The organism is Streptomyces sp. CB02959 (genome assembly GCF_002803155.1).
GTDB lineage: Bacteria > Actinomycetota > Actinomycetes > Streptomycetales > Streptomycetaceae > Streptomyces.
In genome coordinates, this window is record NZ_NNBP01000004.1 from 257,524 (window position 1) to 277,367 (window position 19,844).

23 protein-coding genes are annotated in these 19,844 nt (G+C 73.1%); 9 read left to right on the forward strand and 14 right to left on the reverse strand.

Annotated elements, in window-relative coordinates:
- Window positions 1–7: 7 nt before the first annotated feature.
- The gene (hisI, locus tag CG747_RS09080) at window positions 8–388 is read right to left on the reverse strand and encodes a phosphoribosyl-AMP cyclohydrolase (RefSeq protein WP_100601132.1); all 381 of its coding nucleotides are present in this window, start codon (window positions 386–388) and stop codon (window positions 8–10) included.
- 32 nt (window positions 389–420) lie between these two features.
- Between hisI and CG747_RS47845 the strand changes: the two genes are divergently transcribed.
- Complete coding sequence (locus CG747_RS47845) at window positions 421–567, forward strand: hypothetical protein (RefSeq protein WP_180985449.1); 147 nt, start codon at window positions 421–423, stop codon at window positions 565–567.
- A 65-nt stretch (window positions 568–632) separates the two neighbouring features.
- Window positions 633–1,265 (forward strand): TIGR03085 family metal-binding protein, encoded by a 633-nt coding sequence (locus tag CG747_RS09085; RefSeq protein ID WP_100601133.1) that lies wholly within the window; start codon window positions 633–635, stop codon window positions 1,263–1,265.
- Between the two features lie 47 nt (window positions 1,266–1,312).
- Here CG747_RS09085 and CG747_RS09090 read toward each other — a convergent pair whose 3' ends face one another.
- Window positions 1,313–2,212: a LysR family transcriptional regulator gene (locus CG747_RS09090; protein ID WP_100601134.1), complete on the reverse strand. Its 900-nt coding sequence runs from the start codon at window positions 2,210–2,212 to the stop codon at window positions 1,313–1,315.
- Window positions 2,213–2,306: 94 nt separating this feature from the next.
- Here CG747_RS09090 and CG747_RS09095 point away from each other — a divergent pair, with 94 nt between their 5' ends.
- Genes CG747_RS09095 through CG747_RS09105 form a run of 3 tightly spaced genes read left to right on the forward strand, consistent with a single transcriptional unit; the run spans window position 2,307 to window position 5,784 of the window.
- Window positions 2,307–3,056: a succinate dehydrogenase gene (locus CG747_RS09095; protein ID WP_374701749.1), complete on the forward strand. Its 750-nt coding sequence runs from the start codon at window positions 2,307–2,309 to the stop codon at window positions 3,054–3,056.
- A gap of 2 nt (window positions 3,057–3,058) precedes the next feature.
- Window positions 3,059–5,005 (forward strand): fumarate reductase/succinate dehydrogenase flavoprotein subunit, encoded by a 1,947-nt coding sequence (locus tag CG747_RS09100; protein WP_100601135.1) that lies wholly within the window; start codon window positions 3,059–3,061, stop codon window positions 5,003–5,005.
- Window positions 5,006–5,040: 35 nt separating this feature from the next.
- Window positions 5,041–5,784, forward strand: a complete 744-nt coding sequence (locus CG747_RS09105) for a succinate dehydrogenase/fumarate reductase iron-sulfur subunit (protein ID WP_100601136.1) — start codon at window positions 5,041–5,043, stop codon at window positions 5,782–5,784.
- A gap of 85 nt (window positions 5,785–5,869) precedes the next feature.
- Here the strand turns inward: CG747_RS09105 and hisF are convergent, their stop codons facing one another.
- From hisF to hisD, 8 genes are read right to left on the reverse strand one after another with little or no spacing between them, the layout of a single operon-like run.
- Entirely contained in the window at window positions 5,870–6,625 is a 756-nt protein-coding gene (hisF, locus tag CG747_RS09110) for an imidazole glycerol phosphate synthase subunit HisF (RefSeq protein ID WP_100601137.1), read from the reverse strand.
- 5 nt (window positions 6,626–6,630) lie between these two features.
- A complete protein-coding gene (locus tag CG747_RS09115) occupies window positions 6,631–7,041 on the reverse strand; it encodes a Rid family hydrolase (protein ID WP_100601138.1) in 411 nt (136 codons plus the stop codon).
- Window positions 7,042–7,079: 38 nt separating this feature from the next.
- On the reverse strand, window positions 7,080–7,802 hold the full coding sequence (priA, locus tag CG747_RS09120) for a bifunctional 1-(5-phosphoribosyl)-5-((5-phosphoribosylamino)methylideneamino)imidazole-4-carboxamide isomerase/phosphoribosylanthranilate isomerase PriA (protein ID WP_100601271.1): 723 nt from the start codon (window positions 7,800–7,802) through the stop codon (window positions 7,080–7,082).
- 5 nt (window positions 7,803–7,807) lie between these two features.
- Window positions 7,808–8,479: an imidazole glycerol phosphate synthase subunit HisH gene (gene hisH / locus CG747_RS09125; protein WP_374701750.1), complete on the reverse strand. Its 672-nt coding sequence runs from the start codon at window positions 8,477–8,479 to the stop codon at window positions 7,808–7,810.
- Window positions 8,470–8,634, reverse strand: coding sequence for a hypothetical protein (locus tag CG747_RS47850; protein ID WP_180985450.1), 165 nt, complete (start codon window positions 8,632–8,634; stop codon window positions 8,470–8,472). The genes hisH and CG747_RS47850 overlap by 10 nt, the downstream gene beginning before the upstream one ends.
- Window positions 8,634–9,239, reverse strand: coding sequence for an imidazoleglycerol-phosphate dehydratase HisB (gene hisB / locus CG747_RS09130; protein ID WP_100601140.1), 606 nt, complete (start codon window positions 9,237–9,239; stop codon window positions 8,634–8,636). Before hisB ends, CG747_RS47850 begins: the two co-directional genes overlap by 1 nt.
- Window positions 9,236–10,369, reverse strand: a complete 1,134-nt coding sequence (locus CG747_RS09135; protein WP_100601141.1) for a histidinol-phosphate transaminase — start codon at window positions 10,367–10,369, stop codon at window positions 9,236–9,238. Before CG747_RS09135 ends, hisB begins: the two co-directional genes overlap by 4 nt.
- A gap of 8 nt (window positions 10,370–10,377) precedes the next feature.
- Window positions 10,378–11,703, reverse strand: coding sequence for a histidinol dehydrogenase (gene hisD / locus CG747_RS09140; RefSeq protein ID WP_100601142.1), 1,326 nt, complete (start codon window positions 11,701–11,703; stop codon window positions 10,378–10,380).
- A 397-nt stretch (window positions 11,704–12,100) separates the two neighbouring features.
- Between hisD and CG747_RS09145 the strand changes: the two genes are divergently transcribed.
- From CG747_RS09145 to ybaK, 3 genes are all read left to right on the forward strand, one after another.
- Window positions 12,101–13,702 carry an oxidoreductase gene (locus CG747_RS09145; RefSeq protein WP_100601143.1) on the forward strand — a complete coding sequence of 534 codons (1,602 nt, stop codon included), beginning with the start codon at window positions 12,101–12,103 and terminating at the stop codon, window positions 13,700–13,702.
- Between the two features lie 104 nt (window positions 13,703–13,806).
- Window positions 13,807–14,544: an LON peptidase substrate-binding domain-containing protein gene (locus CG747_RS09150; RefSeq protein WP_100601144.1), complete on the forward strand. Its 738-nt coding sequence runs from the start codon at window positions 13,807–13,809 to the stop codon at window positions 14,542–14,544.
- 68 nt (window positions 14,545–14,612) lie between these two features.
- Window positions 14,613–15,128 (forward strand): Cys-tRNA(Pro) deacylase, encoded by a 516-nt coding sequence (ybaK, locus tag CG747_RS09155; RefSeq protein WP_100601145.1) that lies wholly within the window; start codon window positions 14,613–14,615, stop codon window positions 15,126–15,128.
- 198 nt (window positions 15,129–15,326) lie between these two features.
- On the opposite strand, the gene CG747_RS09160 is transcribed toward ybaK, so the two are convergent.
- The 4 genes from CG747_RS09160 to CG747_RS09175 all read right to left on the reverse strand — a co-directional run bounded on the left by CG747_RS09160 (window position 15,327) and on the right by CG747_RS09175 (window position 19,347).
- On the reverse strand, window positions 15,327–15,980 hold the full coding sequence (locus tag CG747_RS09160; protein WP_100601146.1) for an ABC transporter permease: 654 nt from the start codon (window positions 15,978–15,980) through the stop codon (window positions 15,327–15,329).
- 77 nt (window positions 15,981–16,057) lie between these two features.
- Complete coding sequence (locus CG747_RS09165) at window positions 16,058–16,882, reverse strand: ABC transporter permease (protein WP_100601147.1); 825 nt, start codon at window positions 16,880–16,882, stop codon at window positions 16,058–16,060.
- Window positions 16,883–16,979: 97 nt separating this feature from the next.
- The gene (locus tag CG747_RS09170) at window positions 16,980–17,969 is read right to left on the reverse strand and encodes an ABC transporter ATP-binding protein (RefSeq protein WP_100601148.1); all 990 of its coding nucleotides are present in this window, start codon (window positions 17,967–17,969) and stop codon (window positions 16,980–16,982) included.
- 115 nt (window positions 17,970–18,084) lie between these two features.
- Window positions 18,085–19,347, reverse strand: coding sequence for an NYN domain-containing protein (locus CG747_RS09175; RefSeq protein WP_100601149.1), 1,263 nt, complete (start codon window positions 19,345–19,347; stop codon window positions 18,085–18,087).
- 269 nt (window positions 19,348–19,616) lie between these two features.
- On the opposite strand from CG747_RS09175, the gene CG747_RS47855 reads away from it, so the two are divergent.
- The gene (locus tag CG747_RS47855) at window positions 19,617–19,781 is read left to right on the forward strand and encodes a hypothetical protein (RefSeq protein WP_180985451.1); all 165 of its coding nucleotides are present in this window, start codon (window positions 19,617–19,619) and stop codon (window positions 19,779–19,781) included.
- Window positions 19,782–19,844 lie beyond the last annotated feature (63 nt).

Sequence of the window (19,844 nt, forward strand, 5' to 3'; positions counted from 1 at the left end):
GCGGAGCCTACTGGTCGGCGGAGGGTGCGCCGGCCAGTACGTCCGCGTCGAAGCAGGTGCGGGCACCGGTGTGGCAGGCGGCGCCGACCTGGTCGACCTTGACCAGAACGGTGTCGGCGTCGCAGTCCAGGGCGACGGACTTGACGTACTGGAAGTGGCCGGAGGTGTCGCCCTTGACCCAGTATTCCCGGCGGCTGCGGGACCAGTACGTGCAGCGGCCGGTGGTGAGGGTGCGGTGCAGCGCCTCGTCGTCCATCCAGCCGAGCATCAGCACCTCGCCGGTGTCGTACTGCTGGGCGATGGCCGGGAAGAGGCCGTCGGCGCCGCGCTTGAGGCGGGCGGCGATGGCGGGGTCCAGGGCGGGTGCGGTGGCGCGACTGCTGGTCATGGGTCCATTGTGCCGTGCGGCATCCTGCTGGGATGGATCAGCAGCCGCCGCCCGTCCCGCCCCCGCCCCCGCCGGACCCGGACCGGACGGCGAAGGTCGCGGTGCGGGTGCTGGCGGCGGTGTTCGCGGCGGCGCTGGTGGCCGCCGTGGTGGTGGCGGTGGTCGTGCTGCGGTACTGACGGCGGAGCGCGCCGGTCGGGCGTGCGCCGTGGCAGGGTGCGCGGGGCGGTCGTAGGCTGGCCGTATGTCGACCCATGCGAAGCGTGAACGGCTCCTTCTGGCCGACCTGTTGGAGAGTGCGGGCCCCGAGGCGCCGACCCTGTGTGACGACTGGACGACACGGGACCTGGCCGCGCACGTGGTGGTGCGCGAGCGGCGTGCCGACGCGTCCGCGGGGATCGTGGTCAAGCCGCTGGCGGCGCGGCTCTCGCGGGTGCAGGCGGAGTTCGCGGCGAAGCCGTACGAGGAGCTGATCAACCTGATCAGGACCGGACCGCCGAAGATGTCGCCGTTCGCCCTCAAGCAGATCGACGAGGCGTCGAACACCGTCGAGTTCTACGTGCACGCCGAGGACGTGCGGCGGGCCCAGCCGGACTGGGCGCCGCGCGTGCTGGACCCGGTCTTCGAGGACGCCCTGTGGACGCGGCTGGAGCGGGCGGCCCGGGTGCTGGGCCGCAAGGCGCCGGTGGGGGTGGTGCTGCGGCGGCCGGACGGGCAGACCGCGGTGGCTCATCGGGGCACTCCGGTGGTGACGGTCACCGGTGAGCCGGGCGAGCTGACGCTGTTCGCCTTCGGCCGCATGGAGGCGGCGAAGGTGGAGCTGGACGGGGAGAAGGACGCGGTGGCGAAGCTGCTGGAGGCGCAGCTGGGGGTGTGACGGGGGCGGCGCGGGGCCGGGGGCCTTCCCCGGCCCGGCGCTCCGTCTCAGGACGCGCCGCCCGCCAGGTGCTCCCGCAGGATGCGGTCCAGTTCGCGGGCGGCGCGCGGCGGTGAGACGTCGCCGCGGTGCGCGACGGAGACCACGCGGTGCATGCCGGGGGTGGCGAACGGGGTGACGCGCAGGCCGGAGCGTTCGGCGACCATGCTGGGGACGACGGCGATGCCGAGCCCGGCCCGGACGAAGCCGAGGACCGCGTCCATCTCGCCGCCCTCGACGGTGAAGGTCGGTTCGAAGCCGGCCGCGCGGCAGGCCGCGGTGGTGAATTCCCGCAGGTCGTAGCCGCGGCGGAACATGGCGAGGGGGCGGCCGCGGAGGTCCTCGACGCGGATCCGGGTGCGCCGGCCGGCCACCGGTGCCGGGCGGCCGGGGGCGGAGACCACCACCAGTTCCTCGCGCAGCAGCTCCGCGGTGGCCAGCGCCGGGGCCTGGCCGGGCAGCGGCGTGATGATCAGGGCCAGGTCCAGTTCGCCGTCGGCCAGGGCCCGGACGAGGTCCTGGGAGCCGTCCTCGGTGACGATCAGGTCGACGCCCGGGTAGGTGGCGTGGAAGGCGCTCAGCACGTCGGGGACGAGGCTGGCGCAGAGGCTGGGCGGGGCGCCGAGGCGGAGCCGGCCGCGGCGCAGCTGGGCGACCTCCTGGACCTCGCGGCGGGCGGTCTCGGTGTCGGCGAGGATCCGGCGGGCCAGCGGCAGCAGGGTCTCGCCGGCGTCGGTGAGGGTGATGTGGCCGCGGGCGCGGTGGAAGAGCTCGGCGCCCAACTCTCTTTCCAGGGCGCGGATCTGCTGGGAGAGGGAGGGTTGGGCGACGTGTTCGCGTTCGGCGGCGCGGGTGAAGTGGCGGGTGTCGGCCACGGCCGTGAAGTAGCGGAGCTGCTGCAGCTGCATAAGGGGAATATAAGGCAGCGATAGGGCCAGCCTATTGAGATCAGCTGGACCATGTCTTGGACTGATGGCGAACGCGTCCCTACCGTCGGGACTCATGGCACTGGCAACACGGACGGACCAAAGGCCGCCGAAGAAGAACCGCGCGCCGCAGCGCCCCGGCGGCCGGCCGACGGGCGGGCGCGCACTGTGGGACTCCACCGTCGGCAAGAAGGCAGTGATGGCCGTCAGCGGCCTGATCATGCTCGGCTATCTCGTCGTCCACATGTTCGGCAACCTGAAGATCTTCTTCGGGCCCGGCACCTTCAACGAGTACGCGCACTGGCTGCGCACCGTCGGCGAGCCGTTCATGCACTACGAGTGGACGCTCTGGGTGGTCCGCGTGGTCCTCGTGGCCGCCGTCGTCGCGCACGCCACCTCGGCGTACCAGCTCAGCCGACGCGACATCAGGGCCCGCCCGACCAAGTACGTGCACAAGAAGCCGCGGGCCGGTTACGCCACCCGCACCATGCGGTGGGGCGGCATCATCCTCGGCCTGTTCATCGTCTGGCACGTCCTGGACCTGACCACCGGCACCGTGCACACCGGCGGCTTCCAGCCGGGCCACCCCTACCAGAACGTCGTGGACACCTTCTCCACCTGGTACGGCAACGCCATCTACCTCGTGGCGATGCTCGCGCTGGGCCTGCACGTCCGGCACGGCTTCTGGAGCGCCGCACAGACCCTCGGCGCCGGCAGCCGGAACCGCGACCGCCTCCTCAAGACCCTGGCCAACCTGCTCGCGCTGGTACTGACCGTGGGCTTCATCGCCGTCCCCGTCGGCGTCATGACCGGATTGGTGAGCTGACCATGAACTACACCGAGTTCGCGACCGGGGAGCCGGTCGTCGACACCAAGGCCCCGACCGGCCCGATCGCCGAACGCTGGGACACCCGCCGCTTCGAGGCCAAACTGGTCAACCCGGCCAACCGCCGCAAGCACACGGTCATCGTCGTCGGCGCCGGCCTGGCCGGCGGCTCGGCCGGCGCCACCCTCGCCGAACAGGGCTACCACGTCGTCCAGTTCTGCTACCAGGACTCGCCGCGCCGGGCCCACTCCATCGCCGCGCAGGGCGGCATCAACGCCGCGAAGAACTACCGCAACGACGGCGACTCCGTCCACCGCCTCTTCTACGACACCGTCAAGGGCGGCGACTTCCGGGCGCGGGAGTCCAACGTCCACCGGCTCGCCCAGATCTCCGTCGAGATCATCGACCAGTGCGTCGCCCAGGGCGTCCCCTTCGCCCGCGAGTACGGCGGCCTCCTCGACACCCGTTCCTTCGGCGGCGTCCAGGTGTGCCGCACCTTCTACGCCCGCGGCCAGACCGGCCAGCAGCTCCTGCTCGGCGCCTACCAGGCACTGTCCCGGCAGATCGCCGCGGGCAACGTCGAGATGCACCCGCGCACCGAGATGCTCGACCTGATCGTCGTCGACGGCCGGGCCCGCGGCATCGTCGCCCGCGACCTGATCACCGGGAAGATCTCCACCTACTTCGCGGACGCGGTGGTCCTCGCCTCCGGCGGCTACGGCAACGTCTTCTACCTGTCGACGAACGCCATGAACTCCAACGCCACCGCGGTATGGCGCGCCCACCGGCGCGGCGCCTACTTCGCCAACCCCTGCTTCACCCAGATCCACCCGACCTGCATCCCGCGCACCGGCGACCACCAGTCCAAGCTGACGCTGATGAGCGAGTCGCTGCGCAACGACGGCCGGATCTGGGTGCCGAAGGCGCAGGGCGACACCCGGCCGCCGAACCAGATCCCCGAGGACGAGCGCGACTACTACCTGGAGCGCATCTACCCGTCCTTCGGCAACCTCGTGCCGCGCGACATCGCCTCCCGGGCCGCGAAGAACGTCTGCGACGAGGGCCGCGGCGTCGGCCCCGGCGGCCAGGGCGTGTACCTGGACTTCGCGGACGCCATCGCCCGGATGGGCCGCAAGGCCGTCGAGGCCAAGTACGGCAACCTCTTCGACATGTACCAGCGGATCACCGACGAGGATCCGTACCGGGTGCCGATGCGGATCTACCCCGCGGTGCACTACACGATGGGCGGCCTGTGGGTCGACTACGACCTCCAGACCACCGTCCCGGGCCTGTTCGCGATCGGCGAGGCCAACTTCTCCGACCACGGCGCCAACCGCCTGGGCGCCAGCGCGCTGATGCAGGGCCTGGCCGACGGCTACTTCGTGCTCCCCGCCACCATCAACGACTACCTGGCGCGGCACCCGCACAAGGACGAGGTGGGGGCCGACCACCCGGTGGTCCAGGAGGCGCTGGCCGACACCGAGGACCGGCTGAACCTGCTGCTCGCCGTCGACGGCGACCGCACCCCCGACTCCTTCCACCGCGAGCTCGGTGAACTCATGTGGGAGTACTGCGGAATGGCCCGCACCGACGAGGGCCTGCGCAAGGCCCTGGACCGGATCCCGCAGATCCGCGAGGAGTTCTGGCGGCGCATCAAGGTGCCCGGCACCGGCGAGGAGTTCAACCAGTCGCTGGAGAAGGCCAACCGCGTCGTCGACTACCTGGAGCTCGCCGAGCTGATGTGCCTCGACGCACTGCACCGCGGCGAGTCCTGCGGCGGCCACTTCCGCGCCGAGTCGCAGACCCCCGACGGCGAGGCCGCCCGCCGGGACGACGCGTTCTCCTACGCCGCCGCCTGGGAGTTCGCCGGCACCGGCGCGGCCCCCACCTTGCACAAGGAAGACCTGGTCTTCGAGTACGTCCACCCCACCCAGCGGAGCTACGCATGACTGCCGCCTCCCGGGGGGCGACCCCCGTACCCCCGATGTCCCTCACCCTGCGCGTCTGGCGCCAGAAGAACGCCGACGCACCGGGCACCATGTCCACGTACGCGGTGGACGGCATCTCCCCGGACATGTCGTTCCTGGAGATGCTCGACACCCTCAACGAGGAACTCATCCTCAAGGGCGAGGACCCGGTCGCCTTCGACCACGACTGCCGCGAGGGCATCTGCGGGGCCTGCTCGCTCGTCATCAACGGCGACGCGCACGGCCCGGAGCGGACCACCACGTGCCAGCTCCACATGCGGTCCTTCAAGGACGGCGACACCATCGACATCGAGCCGTGGCGGGCCGCGGCCTTCCCGGTCGTGAAGGACCTCGTCGTCGACCGCTCGGCCTTCGACCGGATCATCCAGGCCGGCGGCTACGTCACCGCGCCGACCGGCGCCGCCCCCGAGGCGCACGCCACGCCGGTGCCGAAGCCGGACGCCGACTTCGCCTTCGAGCACGCCGAGTGCATCGGCTGCGGCGCCTGCGTGGCCGCCTGCCCCAACGGCGCGGCGATGCTCTTCACCTCCGCGAAGGTCAACCACCTCAACGTGCTGCCGCAGGGCGCCCCGGAACGCGAGACCCGGGTGCTGGACATGGTGGCCCAGATGGACGAGGAGGGCTTCGGCGGCTGCACCCTCGCCGGCGAGTGCGCCACCGCCTGCCCCAAGGGCATCCCGCTGTTCAGCATCACGAAGATGAACCGGGAGTTCGTCCGGGCGGTGCGCAAGGGGCGCTGAGCCGCCGGCCGGCCGAACGCGGCGAGGCCCCCTCCGCAGGACGCGGAGGGGGCCTCGTGCCGTACGGGCGCCGGGGCGCGCCGGTTCACCGCACCGGGTGGCCGGCGTCCCGCAGCGCGTCCTTGACCTGGCCGATGCGCAGGTCGCCGAAGTGGAAGACGGACGCGGCCAGGACGGCGTCGGCGCCGGCCGCCACCGCGGGGGCGAAGTCGGCGAGCTTGCCGGCGCCGCCGGAGGCGATGACCGGGACGCCGACGTGCCGGCGGACCGCCTCGATCAGCTCCACGTCGTAGCCGTCCTTGGTGCCGTCGGCGTCCATGGAGTTCAGCAGGATCTCCCCGGCGCCGAGCTCCGCGGCGCGGTGCGCCCACTCCACGGCGTCGATCCCGGCCGACCGGCGGCCGCCGTGGGTGGTGACCTCGAACGACCCCGACGCGGTGCGGCGGGCGTCGACGGAGAGCACCAGCACCTGGCTGCCGAAACGCTCGGCGATCTCCTTGATCAGCTCCGGGCGGGCGATCGCCGCGGTGTTGACCCCGACCTTGTCGGCGCCGGCCCGCAGCAGCTTGTCGACGTCCTCCGCGGTGCGCACCCCGCCGCCGACGGTCAGCGGGATGAAGACCTGCTCGGCGGTGCGGCGGACCACGTCGTAGGTGGTCTCGCGATTGCCGGAGGACGCGGTGATGTCGAGGAAGGTCAGCTCGTCGGCGCCCTCGTCGCCGTAGACCTTCGCCATCTCGACCGGGTCCCCGGCGTCGCGGAGGTTCTGGAAGTTGACGCCCTTGACGACGCGGCCGTTGTCGACGTCCAGGCAGGGAATGACGCGGACCGCCAGGGTCATGTCGTTCAGCCCTCTCGCTCGGTTTCCGGGGACAGGTCCCGGAACGCTTCTAGTTCTACTTCCACCAGGACACGGGAGTCGACGAAGCCGGAGACCACGACCAGGGTCGTGGCGGGCGGCGCGGCTTCGAACAGCTCGCGGTGGGCGCGGGCGGCGGCGTCCGCGTCGCGCAGGTGGGTCAGGTACATCCGGGTGCGCAGCACGTCGGCGGCGCCCAGTCCGAAGGGTTTGAGCGCCGCCAGCGCGTTCCCGAAGGACACCTTGGTCTGGACGTAGGGATCACCCTCGCCCTGGAGGACACCGCCGACCAGCGGCATGGTGCCGGAGACCAGGACCCGGTCTCCGGCGGCCACCGCGCGCGCGAAGCCAATGGTCTCTTCCCAAGGACTGTCGGTCCGTACGCGCTCGATGCTCATCACGCCGCCTCCCTTGTGGCCGGTTGCGGCACCCGCGGCTACGACACCGCCGCCAGTGCCTCTTCGAGGGTGAACGCCTTCGCGTAGAGCGCCTTGCCGACGATGGAGCCCTCCACGCCCTCCGGCACCAGCGCGGCGATCGCCCGCAGGTCGTCGAGGGAGGAGACGCCGCCGGAGGCGACGACCGGGCGGTCGGTGGCCGCGCAGACGTTCTTCAGCAGTTCCAGGTTGGGGCCCTGGAGCGTGCCGTCCTTGTTGATGTCGGTGACGACGTAGCGGGCGCAGCCCTCGGAGTCCAGGCGGGCCAGCGTCTCGTAGAGGTCGCCGCCGTCCCGGGTCCAGCCGCGGCCGCGCAGGGTGGTGCCGCGGACGTCCAGGCCGACCGCGATCTGGTCGCCGTGCTCGGCGATGATCTTGGCGACCCACTCCGGGTTCTCCAGCGCCGCGGTGCCGATGTTGACCCGGGTGCAGCCGGTGGCCAGGGCGGCCGCCAGCGAGTCGTCGTCGCGGATCCCGCCGGACAGTTCGACCTTGATGTCCATGGAGCGGGCGACCTCGGCGATCTGCGCGCGGTTGTCGCCGGTGCCGAAGGCGGCGTCCAGGTCGACCAGGTGCAGCCACTCGGCGCCGGCCCGCTGCCAGGCCAGGGCGGCCTGCAGCGGGTCGCCGTAGGAGGTCTCCGAGCCGGACTCGCCGTGCACCAGGCGGACGGCCTGGCCGTCGCGGACGTCGACGGCGGGCAGCAGTTCAAGCTTCTTCACAGCGTTCACAGCGTTTCGATCCAGTTGGTGAGGAGCTGGGCACCGGCGTCGCCGGACTTCTCGGGGTGGAACTGGGTGGCCCACAGCGCGCCGTTCTCGACCGCGGCCACGAACGGCTCGCCGTGCGTGGCCCAGGTGACCTTCGGGGCGGCGAGGTGCTCGTTGCCGACCTCCAGCTCCCAGTCGTGGACCGCGTAGGAGTGCACGAAGTAGTAGCGGGCGTCGGCGGGCTGCCCGGCGAAGAGCTGGGAGTCCTCGGCGGCGCGGACGGTGTTCCAGCCCATGTGCGGGACCACCTCGGCCTTGAGCGGCCCGACCGTGCCGGGCCACTCCTCCAGGCCGGAGGTCTCCACACCGTGCTCGATACCGCGGCCGAAGAGGACCTGCATGCCGACGCAGATGCCCATCACGGGGCGGCCGCCGGACAGCCGGCGGCCGATGATCCAGTCGCCGCGGGCCTCCTTCAGACCGCGCATGCACGCGGCGAACGCGCCGACGCCGGGCACCAGCAGCCCGTCGGCGTTCATCGCGGTGTCGTAGTCGCGGGTGATCTCCACGTCCGCGCCGACGTGCGCCAGGGCGCGCTCGGCGGACCGGACGTTGCCGAAGCCGTAGTCGAAGACGACGACCTTTTTGGCGGTCTTCCCCGGGGACTGCCGCGCGGCGCTCAACTCCACACCTCCAGTCGCATCACACCCGCCACCAGGCACATCGCCGAGGCGATGGACATGAGGATGATCACGGACTTGGGGATCTTCTGCTTCCAGAACGAGTAGACGCCGCCGAGCAGGAAGAGCCCCACCAGGATGAAGACGGTGGACAGACCGTTCATCAGAGGGCGCCCTTCGTGGAAGGCAGGATGCCGGCCGCCCGCACGTCACGCTCGCTGGCGTAGCGCAGGGCCCGGGCCAGCGCCTTGAACTGGCACTCCACGATGTGGTGGGCGTTGCGCCCGTACGGCACGTGGACGTGCAGGGCGATCTGGGCCTGGGCGACGAACGACTCCAGGATGTGCCGGGTCATCGTGGTGTCGTAGGTGCCGATCATCGGCGCCATGTTCTCCGGCTCGGTGTGCACCAGGTACGGGCGGCCGGAGAGGTCGACGGTCACCTGGGCCAGCGACTCGTCCAGCGGGACGGTGCAGTTGCCGAAGCGGTAGATGCCGACCTTGTCGCCGAGCGCCTGCTTGAAGGCGGCGCCGAGCGCGAGGGCGGTGTCCTCGATGGTGTGGTGGGTGTCGATGTGCAGATCGCCGTCGGTCTTGACCTTGAGGTCGAAGAGGCCGTGCCGGCCGAGCTGGTCGAGCATGTGGTCGTAGAAGCCGACGCCGGTCGAGACGTCGACCTGGCCGGTGCCGTCGAGGTCGATCTCGACCAGCACCGTGGTCTCCTTGGTGGTGCGCTCCACGCGCCCCACGCGGGCGGTCGCCCCGCTCATCGCTTGTTCTCCTTCAGGCTGCGTTCTTTGAGCACCGCGCGCACCGCGTCCAGGAACGCGTCGTTCTCGGCCGGGGTGCCGGCGGTGACCCGCAGCCAACCCGGTACGCCGTTGTCGCGGACCAGCACGCCGTGGTCGAGGATCGCCTGCCAGGTGGCGTGCGCGTCGTCGAAGAGGCCGAACTGGACGAAGTTGGCGTCCGAGGCGACGACCTGGCAGCCGATCGCGCGCAGTTCGGTCACCAGGCGGTCCCGCTCGTCCTTGAGCTGCGCCACGTACTTGAGGAGCGTATCGGTGTGCTCCAGGGCGGCGAGCGCGGTGGCCTGGGTGACGGACGAGAGGTGGTAGGGCAGCCGGACCAGCTGGACGGCGTCGACCACGGCCGGGTCGGCGGCGAGGTACCCCAGCCGCAGCCCGGCGGCGCCGAACGCCTTGGACATGGTCCGGGACAGCACCAGGTTCGGCCTGCCCTCGATCAGCGGCAGCAGCGAGGGGTGGTGGCTGAACTCGCCGTACGCCTCGTCGACCACGACCAGTGCCCCGGCGGTGCCGGCCTTGGCGGCCTGGGCCGCCTCGTACAGCGCCAGGACGGTGTCGGCCTCGACGGCGGTGCCGGTGGGGTTGTTCGGCGAGCAGACGAAGACCACGTCGGGCCGGTGCTCGGCGATGGCCGCCTTCGCCGCCTCGACGTCGATGGTGAAGTCGTCGTTGCGCGGGCCGGAGATCCAGCCGGTACCGGTGCCGCGCGAGATCAGCGCGTGCATGGAGTACGACGGCTCGAAGCCGAGGGCGGTGCGGCCGGGGCCGCCGAAGGTCTGCAGCAGCTGCTGGATGACCTCGTTGGAGCCGTTGGCGGCCCAGACCTGGCCGGCGGTGACCGCGTGGCCGGCGGTGCGGGTGAGGTAGGCGGCCAGCTCGGTGCGCAGCTCGACCGCGTCCCGGTCGGGGTAGCGGTTGAGCCGGCGGGCGGCCTCGGTGACCCGCTCGGCGATCCGCCGCACCAGCGGTTCGGGGAGCGGGTAGGGGTTCTCGTTGGTGTTGAGGCGCACCGGGACGTCCAGCTGCGGCGCGCCGTAGGGGGACTTGCCGCGCAGTTCGTCCCGGATGGGGAGATCGTCGATCTTGGTCATCTGCCTGCTCACTTGCTCTGCGGAACCGTCCAGTCGAACCTCGCCTTGACCGCCGCGCCATGGGCCGGGAGGTCCTCGGCCTCGGCAAGGGTCACCACGTGGTGGGCGACCTCGGCCAGCGCCTCCCGCGAGTAGTCCACGACGTGGATGCCGCGCAGGAACGACTGGACGGACAGGCCGGAGGAGTGGCAGGCACAACCGCCGGTGGGCAGGACGTGGTTGGAGCCGGCGCAGTAGTCGCCGAGGGAGACCGGGGCGTAGGTGCCGACGAAGACCGCGCCGGCGTTGCGCACCCGGGCGGCGACCGCGGCGGCGTCCGCGGTCTGGATCTCCAGGTGCTCGGCGCCGTAGGCGTCCACCACCTTCAGGCCCTCGTCGAGGCCGTCGACCAGGACGATCGCGGACTGCCGGCCGGACAGGGCCGGCACGATGCGGTCCTCGACGTGCTTGGTGGCCTCGATCTGCGGGGCCAGTTCCTTCTCGGTGCGGTCGGCCAGCTCCTCGGAGTCGGTGACCAGGACGGCGGCGGCCATCGGGTCGTGCTCGGCCTGGCTGATCAGGTCGGCGGCGACGTGGACCGGGTCGGCGGTGCGGTCGGCGAGGATCGCGATCTCGGTGGGACCGGCCTCGGAGTCGATGCCGATCCGGCCCTTGAGGAGGCGCTTGGCGGCGGCGACGTAGATGTTGCCGGGGCCGGTGACCAGGTTGGTCGGGGCGCATTCGGCGGTGCCGTACGCGAACATCGCGACGGCCTGGGCGCCGCCCGCGGCGTAGACCTCGTCGACGCCGAGCAGGGCGCAGGCGGCGAGGATCGTGGGGTGCGGCAGCCCGCCGAAGTCGGCCTGCGGCGGGGAGGCGACGGCCAGCGAGCCGACGCCGGCCTCCTGGGCGGGGACCACGTTCATGACGACGGAGGACGGGTAGACCGACCGGCCGCCGGGGACGTAGAGGCCGACCCGCTCGACCGGCACCCAGCGCTCGGTGACCGTGCCGCCGGGCACGACCTTGGTGGTGACGTCGGTGCGGCGCTGCTCGCGGTGGACGATCCGGGCGCGCCGGATGGACTCCTCCAGGGCGGCGCGGACCTTCGGGTCCAGCGCGTCGAGGGCCTCGGTGAGCGCCTCGGCCGGGACCCGGACCCGCTCGATCTCGACACCGTCGAACCGCCGCGCGTAATCGATCAGCGCCGCGGTGCCGCGATGGCGTACGTCCTCGCAGATGGGCCGCACCTTCTCCAGGGCGGCTTCCACGTCGAACTCGGCACGGGGCAGCAGGTCGCGGAGCGCGGCGCCCTCGGGGAGGGCCGCACCACGCAGATCGATTCGGGAGATCACTCCCCCAGTGTCTCAGACCCGTCGTCGGGCCCGAGCGGCCGTATCACTGGGTGATACGCAGTGACACACGGGCCGGGCGGGCGTCGGGGCGGTCCGCGAAGTTGACCGGAGTTGGCCCTGACCACGCGTGTTCAACCGGTCACCGGGCGGGCAAGGGGTTCGGTGCGGGCGCACGGGGGCGACCGCGGGGCGGGCGGAAGAGGGCCCGCCGGGATGCATCCGAACAGGTATCGCGACCGGATACCGGCCCGCCCCGGGCAGCGCCCCGGCCGGGCGGCCGCCGCGCGAGCGCAGCGACCACCGGACCACGAGCACCGGACGACAAGCACCGGACCACGAGCAACGACCACCGGACACGGCCGGCCGGCCGGCACCGTGAGAGCAAGGGGGAGCAACAGTGACCGGAGCCAGGGACGGCGACGCACCCGCCGACCTGCGACTGACGTCCGCGGAATGGAGCATGTGGCAGGCGTTCCGCAACGGCAGCACCTGCAACCTGCACAGCGGCGAGCCGTCCCGGGACGACCCGCACGGGCAGCACCTGTGGGGCCCGGAGCGCCGGATCCGGGCCCGGGTGGTGGCCCTGCTGCTGCTCGACGGGCCGGCGCCGCAGCCTGGCCGGGTGTCCGGGCTGAAACTGACCGGGGCGTACATCACGGACACTCTCGACCTTGCGGGCGGCACGATCAAGCCATTCGTGGAGCTGCGGGACTGCCGCTTCGAGGCCGAGGTGCTGCTGCCGGAGAGCCGGTTCACCACGTTGCGGATGGTGAACTGCGCCCTGCCACGGCTGGAGGCGGCCCGGCTGCACACCGAGGGCGATCTGCACCTGCCGCGCTGCGTGGTGCACTCCGGTATACGACTGACCGACGCGCACATCGGCACCGACCTGATGCTCAACCAGGTGGTGGTCCACAAGGACCGGCAGGGCCGCTCGATCATGGCGGACGGGCTGACCGTCGCCCAGGACCTCCAGGCCGAGATGCTGGAGTCCTACGGCGAGCTGTCGCTGCGCGGCGCCACCGTCGGGGTGTCGCTGAGCCTGCGCGGCAGCCACCTGAGCAACCCCTTCGGCCGCCGGGCGCTGAACGCCCCCCAGCTGACCGTCGAGCGGACCCTCTACCTCACCGCCGCGGGCCTGGCCAACTCCCCGTTCTCCAGCGGCGCCACGCCCCCGTACGGGATCACCCACACCCCGGCCCGCGGCACCCGGATGCAGCGCTTCGAGTGCGAGGGCGGGGTGCGGCTGGACGACGGGCGGTTCGGGGACGCGGTGGACCTGGAGCACGCCCGGTTCATCATGGAGTCCGACCAGGAGCTGTCGCTGCGCCGGATCCAGGCGCCGGAGCTGCGGTTCCTGGGCGAGCGCCCGCAGCGCGGCCGGGTGATCCTCTCCGGCGCCCGGGTCGTCAACCTCGTCGACAAGTCGGCGAGCTGGCCGGGGCTGGGCGGGCTGATGATGGCCGGCTTCTCCTACGAGACGCTGATCCCGCACGGCCACTTCCCGCTGGCGCTGCGGCTCCAGTGGGTGGCCGCGGCGACCCCGGAGTACGCGCCCGAGCCCTACGAGATGCTGGCCGCCTCGCTGCGCGCCATGGGCGAGGACGCGGACGCCCGGGAGGTGCTGCTGGCCAAGCAGCGGCGGCGGCGCGAGACGCTGCCGCTGGCGGCGAAGGCGTGGGGCTTCCTCCAGGACTGGACGGTCGCCTACGGCTACCGCCCGGGGCGGGCCGCGGTGTGGATGGCGATCCTGTGGGCGATCGGCACGGCGTACTTCTCCTCGTACCCGCCACCGCCCCTCAAGCACGACGAGGCGCCGCCCTGGAACCCGTACCTCTACTCGCTGGACCTGCTGCTGCCGGTGATAGACCTCTATCAGGGCGGCGCCTGGAAGCCGGGGGGCGGCGCCCAGTGGGTGGCGGCCGTGATGATCATGACGGGGTGGGTGCTGGCGACGACGGTCGCGGCCGGCGCGTCCCGGTTGCTGCGGCGGGCCTAGACCGTGTCCGGTGGATCGGGATCGGCCCCGGCCGCGAACGGCCGGGGGCCCTGACCGGGTGCGGGTGGTGGCCCGCGCGGGCACAGGCTCTAGGCTTACCGACTGTGTCCTCCGTGCGTCTGCCGCTGTTCCCGCTCAACTCGGTGCTGTTCCCGGGTCTGGTGCTGCCGCTGAACGTCTTCGAGGCGCGCTACCGGGCGATGATGGCCGATCTGCTGGACCGGCCCGAGGACGACCGCCGGTTCGCGGTGGTCGCCATCCGGGACGGCCGGGAGGTCGCCCCCACCGCACCCGGGCTGCCGGACGCCACCGCGCCGGCCGCCACCGGACCGGCCGCGGGCTTCGGCGACGATCTGCTCCGGGCCTTCCACACCGTCGGCTGCGTCGCGGACGCGGCGACCGTCCGGGAGAAGTCGGGCGGCGGCTACGAGGTCCTGGCCACCGGCACCACCCGCTTCCGGCTGCTGTCGGTGGACGCCTCCGGGCCCTACCTGACCGGGGAGCTGGCGCCCCTGGAAGAGGACCAGGGGGAGGGCGCGGGCGCGCTGGCCTCCGGTGTGGTGCGGGCCTTCCGCACCTACCAGAAGCGGCTGGCGTGGGCGAACGAGCGGACCCTGACCACCGGCCAGGACCTGCCCGCCGACCCGTCGGTGCTGTCGTACCTGGTCGCCGCGGCGGCGGTGCTGGACGTGCCCGCCAAGCAGGAGTTGCTCGCGGCGCCGGACACCGCGGACCGGCTGCGGCAGGAGCTGAAACTGCTTCGCCAGGAGTCGGCGGTGATCGGTAAGCTCCCGTCGCTGCCGGCCGTGGAGCTGACCCGGCAGCCGACCAGTCCCAACTGACGCACGGGCCCCACGGAACGTCCGGTCCCGGGGCGGGCAGGCTCCGCGTTCGAACGAGGCGAGGCACGTTGGCGAAGAAGCCGAAGCAGGGGAAGAAGGGCGCGGCCCAGTCCGGCGGTACGCCCGCGACGGTGGCGCTGACCGCGGCCGGCGTCCCGTTCACGGTGCACGCCTACGAGCACGACCCGGCGGCCGCCTCGTACGGCGAGGAGGCCGCCGAGGCGCTCGGGGTCTCCCCCGACCAGGTGTTCAAGACGCTGCTGGCGGACGTGGACGGCACCCTCACGGTGGCTGTGGTGCCGGTCTCCGGCTCGCTGGACCTGAAGGCGCTGGCCGCCGCGGTGGGCGGCAAGCGGGCGGCGATGGCCGACCCGGCGGCGGCCGAGCGCAGCACCGGCTACGTGCTCGGCGGGATCTCACCGCTGGGGCAGCGCAAGCGGCTGCGGACGGTGCTGGACGCCTCGGCGGAGGGCCGGCCGACGGTCTGCGTCTCGGCGGGCCGGCGCGGCCTGGAGGTCGAACTCGCGCCCGCCGACCTGGTCGCGCTGACCGGCGCACGGTTCGCGCCGATCGCGCGGGGCTGAGCCCGGCCGGCGCCGCCGCGCGCCCCCGGTGCCGCCGCCCGCACCGCTCCAGTACTTCCCGCGCACCCCTGCCTCCGGTTACGACCGGGGGAGGAGGTACGCCGATGTCGAAGAGGACCCGTAAGCGGAAATGGCGCGTCCGGAAGGGCCGGGCCAACCACGGCCGCCGGCCGTCCTGAGGGGCGGCCGGCGCGGCGGTCAGTCGACCGGCGGCTGGTGGTGTCCGGACCAGTCCGGCACCACCGGCCCGTCCAGCTCCGGGTCGCGCGGCCCGAACAGCCCGGTCAGCGCGATCTGGGTGAGCATCCCGGCGATCGGCCAGGCCAGCAGGGCGCCCTTGGCCTGGAGCCGCAGCGGGCCGTCGAAGACGACGCCGGCGCCGACCTGCTTGGCGTGCGCGACCACGTCCGGGGTGGGTCCCAGCCACATGCCGGTCAGCCAGCCCAGCACGGCACCCAGCAGTCCGCCCAGGGCCAGCGACACCACCAGCGGGATGCCGCCGCGCCGCCGGACGAGGAAGACCACCGCCGCGGTGACCACGCCGAAGCCGAGCGCCAGCAGGACGAAGGTGCCGTCGGCGCCGATCGCCTCCTCGCCCTCGGTGTTCTTGAGGTAGACGTTGTGGGTGTCCGCGATCAGCGGGACGCGCGGCGCCAGCCAGGCCCACAGCACGCCCAGCAACACCCCGCTCACCGCGACCGCCAGGGCGATCAGCACACCCTCCCGCAGCTCGCGGGCGAATTCGGGGCCGCCGTCGGGTTCGGCGGCGGCACCGTGGTCCTCGACGGGGGCGGCCTGCGGCCGGTGCGGCTCTTCGGGCGGTTGGTTCTCGTGGGGCGTCTGCGCTGTCACCCCGTCATCGTGCCAGGCCGACGCCGCGGTACCGGCAGCAGGACGCCCGTGGCCCCCCTGAGGGTCGGCGGCGGCGCTCACCGGACCGCCGCCCGGCGGTACGCCCAGGTCGCCACGGCCAGCGAGAGCACCCCGACGGCCGCACAGACGCCCAGGTCCGCGGCGACCGCCAGCCAGTCGGGATGCGGCGCGAAGGTGCGCGCCAGCGCCTCCACCCCGTAGGTCGAGGGCAGCAGATCACGGGCCCAGCCGATCGGCTCGGGCATCCGCGAGGCCGGCAGCACCCCCAGCAGCAGCGCCGCCGACATGCCCAACTGGCCGCCGAGGGTGGCGAGTTCCTGGCGTGGGGCGAGCAGCCCGAGGGCCGCGCCGAGCCCGGACAGCGCCGCCCCGGAGAGCGGGACCACGGCCACCAGCACCCACAGGTGGGCCATCGGCAGATGGAAGAGCACACAGCCGGTGACCGCGGTGACCACCGCGCCGGGCACGGTGAAGGAGGCGTACGCGGCGGCCGCGCCGAGCACCACGGCGGCCGGCGGCACCGGCAGCGTCGCGTAGTGGTCCAGGCCGCCGCCGGCCCGCAGCTGGCCGAAGTACTGGGCCAGCAGGTTCAGCGCGACGAAGGCGACGACCAGCACCGCGGAGCCGGAGACCACCGACCACGCCGGGTCGCCGCCGCTGACCACCCCGCGCAGCAGGACCATGATCCCGACGGACTGGAAGGTGGCGACGAACAGCAGCGGAATCCGGGCGACCCGGGCCCGGGAGAGCTGGGCGCGGTAGACGGCGGCGAGCGCGGGCAGCAGCCGGGCCCGGGGCGCGAGCGGGGCGGCCCCACCGGCCCCACCGTCGTCCAGTCGCGCTCCGGAACCGGTCGCCACCTGTGCGGACACCACACTCATGCGGTCACCCAGCTTTCCTCGACACGCCGCCGGTCCGTACTCCCGGCCATGCTCCTCCTCCGGCCGCCGGCCGCGTTCGGCCCCGCGCCCCGCCCGCTCACGCCTTCATCAGCCCTTCCGCGCGCCCGCCCAGGGACACGTAGACGTCCTCCAGGCTCGGCGTGGCCAGCGTGAAGTCGTCCAGGGCCGCGAAGGCGGGCCCGGCGGTGACCGCGGTGACCGCGGAGCGGGCCCGGTCGGCGGGGAGCCGCAGGGTCCAGCGGCGGCCGGCGGTGCGGGCCTCGGCGGCGAGCGCGGCGACCTCGGGGACGTCCAGCGGCGGCCGGTCGCGCCAGACCAGTTCCAGCCGGACCTCCTCCCCCACCAGTTCCTTCAGCCGGCCGGGCGTGTCACAGGCGATCACCCGGCCCTGGTCGATCACCGCGACCCGGTCGAGCACGCTCTCGGCCTCCAGCACGTTGTGCGTGACCAGGACGACGGTGGCGCCCCGCTCGGCGCGGCGGCGGTCCACCGCGGCCCAGACGGCGCGCCGGGCGACCGGGTCCATACCGGTGGTCGGCTCGTCCAGTACCAGCAGCGGGCGCTCGCCGATCAGCACGGTGGCGAAGCAGGCCAGTCGCCGCTGGCCGCCGGAGAGCTTCTTCAGCGCCCGGCCGGCGATCGGGCCCAGGCCCAGTTCGTCGAGGACCGCGTCGCGTTCGGCGCGGGCGGTCCGGGTGTCCAGGCCGCGCAGCCGGCCGGTGGTCTCCACGGCGAGGGAGACGGTCAGCTCGTCCAGCGCGGTCGACTCCTGGCCCAGGTAGCCCAGCAGCCGGGCGGCCCGCTCGGGGTGCCGCACCAGGTCGTGGCCGAGGACGACGATGCGGCCGGAGTCCGGCCGCAGCAGTCCGGTCAGCTGGCGGACCAGCGTGGACTTGCCGGCGCCGTTCGGGCCGAGCAGCCCGAAGATCTCGCCGCGCCGGACGTCGAGGCTGATGCCGTCGCTGGCGCGTACCGCCGGCGCCCGCTCCGTCCCGCGCCGCCCGCGCAGCGCCGGATAGGTCTTGACCAGGTCCTGCACCACGCACACCGGCGCGCCGTGCTCCACCTGTTTTGCGCCCGTCTTCACGAGCTACGAGGGTACGCGGCCCCGGGCGGCCGCCGGTCCCGGGGGCTCCGTGGGCCCGGCGCGCACAGCCTGCGCACAGCCTCCTCCCCGGCCGTCAGTCGGCCGACGGGGTGTGCTCGGCGGCGGTACGGAGGTCGACCTCGCGCCAGAAACCGGCCCGGATGGCGTACCGGTCGTGCTCGTCGATCTGGTCGTCCTTGTGGGCGAGCAGGCCGAAGCGGGCGGCGTAGCGGAGCAGTTCCCCGTCGATGCGGTGCGGGATGCGGGGGTACTCCGTGGAGATCTGCTGGAGGTGGGCGGCGTCGGAGAGCCGCTCGGTCCAGCGGCGGGCGAAGACCTGGCCGACCTCGAAGGGGTCGCCGCCGACCGCCGTGATGTCCTCCTCGCGGTCGGCCCAGCGCTGTTCGGCGCTGGTGAGCAGGGCGAGGGTGGGCAGCGAGGCGGTCTCGGCGGGCTCGCCGAGCGGGCCGCCGCGCTCGATCCACCCCTTGTCGGAGGACCAGCGGAGGGTGGCGGCGGGCTGGCTGCCGTTCGGCGAGGGGCTCTGGGCGGCGGGCGGGCGGCCGAGGCCGGCGAGGTCCTTGGGGGTGGGGACACCGCGGGAGCCGCCGGAGCCGGTCTCGCCGGACGGTTCGCCGCGGTCGCCGGCGGGGGCGGGGCGGGGGGTGCCGTTGGTACCGGTGCGCCCGTCGGTGTCCGGTCCGGCCGCGGCGGCCGCGGCGGCGACCGCGGTCTCCGGGAGCGGGGCGGAGAGGATCGCGGCGATCTCGGGGCGGGGGGCCGGCGGCGGGGCGCAGGGGCCGCCCAGTTCCTTGGCGTGGACCGCGCGGGTGATCCAGGCCCGGTCCAGCACCCGCCGCTCGTCGGCCTCGGCGACCAGGTCCTCGGACTGGTTGTAGTCGCCGTCGGCGGCCTGGACGGCCCAGAGGTGGACGGCGACGCCGTGCTCCTTGGCGGACATCAGGCCGGGCAGCAGGTCGCCGTCGCCGGTGACCAGCACGATGTCGGAGCAGGCGCGGTTGCGGGCGAGTTCGGTCAGCTCGGCGTGCATGGCGGCGTCCACGCCCTTCTGCGCCCAGCGCCCGTCGCTGCGGGTCAGGGCGCCCAGCCGGACGGTGACCCGGGGCATCACCCGCAGCCGGCGGTGTTCGGGCTGCGGGACGCGGTCGGGGGCGCCGTCGAACCAGTAGATGCGCAGCAGCGGTCGTTCGGTGTCGGCCTCGGCGCGCTGGCGCAGCCCTTGGATGAGGGCGGCGTGGTCGACGGTGATCCGGGAACGGGCGGGTTCTCCGGCGAGCAGGCTCGCGGCGGCACCGAGCAGATACCCGGCGTCCACCAGGACGACGCAGCGGTCCACGTTCCACCCTCTTCCCTGAGGTGCTGAAGTCCGGTCGCCCCCCGGCTCGGCCCGTGGCACGAGTGCTCCTCGGCTTCCTTCGAGTCTGCCCGACCGAACGGGGGTTAACTGCACGAACTCGATCTTCGGCGTGGCGGATTCGGTCCCGGCCGTCCACACGGCGGGTAACTGGCGTTATCACCCAGGGTAATTGCCCGAAATGCAGTGATGTGCCCGGCATGTAAGGCTGATTCCGGCCGATCCAAAGATCCCCTTCAGGAGGCACGATCATGGCCAAGAACAAGAAGGACCGGAAGCAGCCCAAGGCGAGCGAGGCCGAGCGAGGCCAGCAGCAGTCCGAGAAGGCGACCCTCGACGCGATCTCGCACTCGCAGGCCCCGGGCACCCCGGCGGACGTCGCGCGCAAGCACCAGCGCCGCTTCGGCCACAACTGAACGTCCCGGCGCGGCCGCCCGGCAGTGCCCCCAACCGACCCGCGCCGCCGATGACTTGAGGGG